Annotated in this window: 5 protein-coding genes; 3 read left to right on the top strand and 2 right to left on the bottom strand. The window is 45.5% G+C overall.

Annotated elements, in window-relative coordinates; genetic code table 11:
* Positions 1 to 19 precede the first annotated feature (19 nt).
* Positions 20 to 181, bottom strand: a complete 162-nt coding sequence (locus OSCI_RS30430; protein WP_155523381.1) for a hypothetical protein — start codon at positions 179 to 181, stop codon at positions 20 to 22.
* Positions 182 to 238: 57 nt separating this feature from the next.
* On the opposite strand from OSCI_RS30430, the gene OSCI_RS26050 reads away from it, so the two are divergent.
* Positions 239 to 1,099 carry an SDR family oxidoreductase gene (locus OSCI_RS26050; protein ID WP_007358209.1) on the top strand — a complete coding sequence of 287 codons (861 nt, stop codon included), beginning with the start codon at positions 239 to 241 and terminating at the stop codon, positions 1,097 to 1,099.
* Between the two features lie 342 nt (positions 1,100 to 1,441).
* On the opposite strand, the gene OSCI_RS26055 is transcribed toward OSCI_RS26050, so the two are convergent.
* Positions 1,442 to 2,473 (bottom strand): hemerythrin domain-containing protein, encoded by a 1,032-nt coding sequence (locus OSCI_RS26055; protein ID WP_007358210.1) that lies wholly within the window; start codon positions 2,471 to 2,473, stop codon positions 1,442 to 1,444.
* A 557-nt stretch (positions 2,474 to 3,030) separates the two neighbouring features.
* On the opposite strand from OSCI_RS26055, the gene OSCI_RS26060 reads away from it, so the two are divergent.
* On the top strand, positions 3,031 to 4,296 hold the full coding sequence (locus tag OSCI_RS26060; RefSeq protein ID WP_007358211.1) for a M16 family metallopeptidase: 1,266 nt from the start codon (positions 3,031 to 3,033) through the stop codon (positions 4,294 to 4,296).
* A 233-nt stretch (positions 4,297 to 4,529) separates the two neighbouring features.
* Positions 4,530 to 5,792 carry a M16 family metallopeptidase gene (locus OSCI_RS26065; RefSeq protein WP_007358212.1) on the top strand — a complete coding sequence of 421 codons (1,263 nt, stop codon included), beginning with the start codon at positions 4,530 to 4,532 and terminating at the stop codon, positions 5,790 to 5,792.
* Positions 5,793 to 6,172 lie beyond the last annotated feature (380 nt).

The following is a 6,172-nucleotide window of genomic DNA, read 5'->3' on the forward strand; positions in this document are numbered from 1 at the left end:
TTTTGGGGGTGCAGCTTTTTTAGGCTGCAAAGATGTGTGATGGAATGAGATAGTCGATCGCGTTGTAGGATCGATAGAGTGCGATCGCTCCCACTCTTAATGACCGACGACTACAAACAAAGTCCACCTCCGCAGACTTATAACTTAACTTTAGTCGTAGAAGTGGATCTGCTAAAAGCATGATTCACGCTCTGAGGGAAACCTTTATCTATGGAAGGTAGAACTTAGAGGTGATTTTATGCCGACACAAGAACAGACTTTACCAGCACAGCATCAAGAACAGCGTCCGGGGAGCGAAGCGCAGATGACACCGCCACCTGAATCGCAGGCGGCTGAATATCGCGGTAGTGATAAATTGCGGGGGAAAGTAGCCTTAATTACTGGGGGAGATAGCGGGATTGGTCGTGCTGTAGCGATCGCATTTGCTAAAGAAGGTGCTGAGGTTGCGATCGCCTATCTCAACGAACATGAAGACGCAAAACAAACCCAACAATTAATAGAAGAACAAGGCCGCCGCTGTCTCGCGATCGCAGGTGATGTAGGAGATGAAAGCTTTTGTCAGAAACTTGTAGAACAAACTGTTAAAGCATTCGGGCACCTCGATATTCTAATCAACAACGCCGCCGAACAACATCCCCAAGAAAGCATTGAGGACATCACAGCCGAACAGCTAGAGCGCACTTTTCGCACTAACATTTTCTCAATGTTTTACCTCACAAAAGCCGCTCTAAAACATCTCAAAGAAGGTAGTGCAATTATTAACACCACCTCAGTAACCGCCTACAAAGGCAATCAACAATTGCTCGATTACTCCTCAACAAAAGGTGCGATCGTTGCCTTTACGCGCTCCTTATCTGGTAGTTTAGCCAAAAAAGAGATTCGCGTCAACGGGGTAGCTCCCGGCCCAATTTGGACACCGCTAATTCCTTCTACTTTCCCTGAAGAAAAAGTAGAAAAATTTGGTGCAAATACACCGCTGGGGCGTGCTGGTCAACCCGATGAAGTTGCACCTTGTTATGTATTTTTGGCCTCGAAAGATTCGTCTTATATGACAGGTCAAATATTGCATCCCAACGGTGGCGACGTAATTAACGGTTAAAAATTATGCCCAGCGAAGATCGTTCGCAAAGTAAGGCGGACGCGCAAACAAAGTCCGCCTTCGCGGGCTAATTTTTTTACTATAGCTAGGGAAGAAGGAAGAAGGATTTAGTTATCTGAGAGAGAAGGAAGAATGTTTATACAGTCAGCTTTTTAGCCATCCTTATCTTATGTTTAATGCGGACTTTATTTTTACGAGCAATTTCTAATTGCCTGGACAAGTATAGTTTTCCGATCGGATGTTGGTATTAACAATAATCCCACCTTTTAGATGGTGGGATTTGTTGGTTGCAGATTAGCTATCTAACACTTTTTTATTCAGCGATAATTAGCATCTACTTAATTAGCTTATGCTGGCAGCCATCTGTTTTTGTAACTGGCTTTTTGCTTCCTTAAACTGAGTAGCCATTTGTTCCATTTGCACTTCGCTTAAGTTGCGGCGAATGTAAGGGAACAAATCATTTTCTTCTTGGCGGACGTGATCCTTAACATCAGCCATCAGCCTTTCAATTTTAGCTTTGAACTCAGAAGAACTGGGGCTAGTAGCCTTAATGTCAGCTAGCATTTCCTTCATTTGAGCTTGCTCGTCGTACAGCTCTTGGGTGTTATTGTAGTAGCTGCGGACTGCGGGGTAAACGACTTGCTCTTCTGCTTCTGCATGAACGCTTAAGTCTTTGTAAAGTTGACCGAAGAATTCTTGCAGTTTTTGGGGTTCGTTAGTACCAGCAATTTGCATGAAAAGAGCATCGACTTTGCGATGATCCATCGAGATAATTTCCGTGATGTTCATCTCGTCTTTGCTACGACTAACAGCACCACCAATGACACCAGTTACAGCAGCCATTGCATCTTGAACGCGGGCCCAAACTCCTTGATCTGGGTCTTTTCCTGTTAGTTCGCGGACACCGAGGACTTCTAGAATACCTTTAAGTTGCTCTTGGTGAGCGCGGTTTTCAAAGTTAACTGTATTAAGGGGGGTGATGGCGGCTTCAATGTCAGCACCAACTACTTGAGCGGCTTTATGAATCAACAATCCAGTCATTGTTTGTTTGTGCTTAAGCAGTTCGTGCTGACCTACTTTTTCAAACAGTGTAAGTTCAGAACCCTTCATCAGTTTCTGAACTTCTTCAATCATTTTTACGGCTGTTTCTTTTGGCTTACCTTGAACACCGTACTGAACGATAGTGGTTTCTAAGATGCCCAGATTTTTGCGGTCATCTTCGAGCATATCTCGGAAGCGATTGCAAAGGTCGGAGTCACTACAGGATTGCAAGAACATTTCTTCATTCGCAATCAGTAGGTTCTGCACCGCTTTCATGTCTGTTAGCTTACTGGCAATCGCTTGGCGCTTAGTATCCTCAAGTGTAGCTACCATGTAGGTTCTCCTCTTTGAAATAGTGTTCGATCGGTACACTTTTTAGCGTATGGGAGGGTTCAAGTTACTTCCTCTTTCTCTCGACTGATTGAGGCTCAGTCGAAGGTAGTATTATTAGAATTTCAACTTAAATATTGACTTCGGAAGTTAAGTATGCTCAAAATAAACTATAATTTATATCCTATAAAGTTAAGTACCTACAGGAGATTCTAGGTCGATCAAGTACAATCACGTTTAATTACTCTGTCTCCTCTATAGTTAACTACCTACTGGAGATTGTAGGTTGATAAAGTACAGTCAGGTTTAATTACTCTGTCAATAGTTGATATCCGAGCTCGATCGTATTCTATCTATCGGCAATCTGCTGTCAGTTCCGATCGGGTGTTACAAGTGTAAGTTTACAGCCAGGATTTCTCATTTATCCCCCTTGCCAGGAGCTTTAGCGACAAGATGAGCGATCGCGATCTCAATCTGTATCAATTTATTCTGAATTGAGCGATCGCAAAGCGCTACCATAGTTCAATGTGAAGTTATGTAGAGTTTTAAGATTAATTAGTTTGTCTCAACTCCCCACTGCTTTAGAATTCCCAGCTCATGTATTGAAGCTGGACAACGGGTTAACAGTTATTCACCAATACATTCCTGCGACACCTGTAGCAGTGGTAGATGTTTGGGTAAAGGCTGGCGCTACCTTAGAACCCGATCCCTGGTCGGGGATGGCGCACTTTTTGGAACACATGATTTTTAAAGGTACCGATCGCATTGGCCCGGGCGTATTTGACCAAGTGATAGAAAATCATGGCGGGATGGCGAATGCAGCCACAAGCCACGACTATGCCCATTTTTTCATTACTACTGCGGTTGAATATTTTGAAGATGTCACAAATATATTGGCAGAGTTGCTGCTCCGGGCTGCAATCCCAGAGGGCGAGTTTGACTTGGAACGGGATGTTGTATTGGAGGAAATCCGCCAAGCCCAGGATAATCCAGACTGGATTGCGTTTCAAACTCTGATGGAGATAGTTTACGATCGCCACCCCTACAGGCGCTCAGTCTTGGGGACGGAAGCGCAACTTTGGGAGCGATCGCCCCAAGAAATGCGTTCTTTCCATCGCTGTCACTACCAGCCCGAAAATATTACAGTGGCGATCGTGGGAGGAATTGAGCAAGGAAGAGCTCTAGAGGCGGCGCAATTGGCTTTCGACGGCTTCTATGACAAGTGCTATTGTCCCAAACTGAGGGCAGAGATAGAGCCTCCAGTCAGAGGAATCCGCCGCGAGGAACTCTACTTGCCCAGACTGGAGCAAGCACGGCTGATGATGGCTTGGGTAGGGCCCGGAGTAGAGGAATTTGAGAGTGCTTATGGTTTAGACTTGCTCTCGGTGCTGCTGGGAGATGGGCGCTCTTCCCGCTTAGTTCGGGAACTACGGGAAGAGTTACAATGGGTACAGGCGATCGATAGCAGTTTCTCACTGCAAAAAGATTCGAGTTTATTTACAATTAGTGCAGTCCTCGAACCGCAATTTATCGAAAAAGTTGAAGATAAGATCGGCGATCGCGTCTGGGAATTGCTTTCAACTCCGGTTTCTGACTCTGAACTGGCTCGGTGCAAACGACAGTTGTGCAACGACTTCGCCTTCTCTACCGAAACGCCCGGCCAACTGGCTGGCCTTTACGGTTATTACAGCACAATTGCTGCTGCCGAATTAGCTGTCACTTATCCAGCTAAGATTAAGGAATTTCAACCACCAGAACTCCAGCGCTTAGCTCAAAAATATCTATCTCCCGCCCACTATGCAGCAGTGGCAGTCAAACCACTCTGAATAATTAAAAGTTAAAAATTAAAAACATCAATTTAATTTTTAATTGTTGATTTTCTTCCGCTGTCGGTGATGAGTTAAAGCATTTTCAACTCAAAACTTTCCCCGATCCTTGCCCTTTCCTGAGCAGGTTTTGTAAGAAACTTGTCTATATAGTTGTAAAAATGAGCAGCTAAACCAATTCCTACAAACTCAAAACTCAAAACTCAAAACTCAAAATTTCCCCTTCCTAAAAAATGAACAGTGAAATTCACCGCACGGTTTTAGACAACGGTATTGTCCTGCTAGCAGCGGAAAATCCCGCAGCCGATATTATTGCAGCTCGTATTTTTCTAAGAGCAGGAAGCAGGTGCGTACCAGCTAAGCTTGCTGGACTTTCTCACTTGTTGGCGGCGGTACTAACAAAGGGAACCGAGAAGTTGTCTTCGCAGGAAATTGCCGAGTGTGTAGAGTCGGTGGGTGCAAGACTGAGTGCAGACGCTTCAAGTGATTATTTTTTACTGTCGCTGAAAACGGTTTCGGCTGACTTTGCAGAGATTTTGGAGTTGGCGGGGCAATTGCTGCGATCGCCCACTTTCCCGGAATCTGAGGTAGATTTGGAACGGCGGATCGCAATGCAAGCAATTCGCTCTCAGTTGGAGCAACCTTTTGCGATCGCCTTTGAGCAACTGCGGGAAGTGATGTACGAGGATCACCCTTACGCTTTCTCAACCTTGGGTACGGAAGCGACTATTTCTCAGGTGAGTCGTGCCGATATTCAAAACTACCATCAAACTTATTTCCGCCCAGATAATGTAGTCATCTCTCTAGCGGGGCGTATTAAAGCGGAGGAAGCGATCGCTTTAGTTACTAAGGTTTTTGGAGATTGGCAAGCGCCAGCAACCCCACTACCAACATTGAGCGTTGCACCGATCTCGACCAACCCTCGCCTCACTGTCACTCCCCAAGAAACTCAGCAGTCAGTGGTGATGCTGGGTTATCTGACACCAGAGGTGAATCATCCCGACTACGCAGCGATGAAGTTGCTGAGTACATATTTAGGTAATGGGCTTTCGAGTCGCTTATTTGTGGAATTACGGGAAAAACGGGGCTTAGCTTACGACGTTTCCGCGCTCTACCCAACACGCATTGATAGTTCTCAGTTTGTGGTTTATATGGGTACGGCTCCTGAGAATAGTGCGATCGCTTTAGAAGGTTTGCAATCGGAAGTCGAACGTCTAGCAGCCGCGCCCTTGACAAGTGAGGAGTTACAAGCTTGTAAGAATAAAATGTTAGGTCAGTATGCTTTAGGTAAACAGACTAATTCGCAAATTGCCCAAGTTTTAGGCTGGTACGAAATTTTGGGGTTGGGAATTGAGTTTGACAAACAGTTTCAAACTGATATTGCTGCTGTTAGTGCAGATTTTGCTCAGCAAGCTGCTTGCCGATATTTCATTGAACCCTATATTTCTTTAGTAGGGCCTGCTGCGGCTGTTAATCAATTGGGGATACCTGCATAATTGGTAATCGGTAATTGGTAATTGGTAATCGGTAATTGGTAATTGCTAATTAGGTAATTGGTAATTTGTAATTGGTAATATCTCCCCCGCTCCTCCGCTCCCCTGCTCCCCTCTCCCTCTCTCCCCCACTCCCTCGCTCCCCTGCTCCCCTGCTCCCCCTCTCCCTCTCTCCCTCTCTCTTTCCCTAGCCCCTAGTCCCTAGCCCCTAGCCCCTTCTTCTATAATTGGTTTGAGGCTAAAAAACAATTTGAGGAGCCAAAATGCTGCCTGTATCTGAGTAAACTCGCTGACCAACGCCTAGAAATTGACCCCCTTCATCGTAAACTAGCAGTGGATCGGAGGATGGGGAAGGTGGGGGCAGAGGCGCAGAGGAGCAGAGG

Source organism: Kamptonema sp. PCC 6506 (genome assembly GCF_000180455.1).
Classification (GTDB): domain Bacteria; phylum Cyanobacteriota; class Cyanobacteriia; order Cyanobacteriales; family Microcoleaceae; genus Kamptonema; species Kamptonema formosum.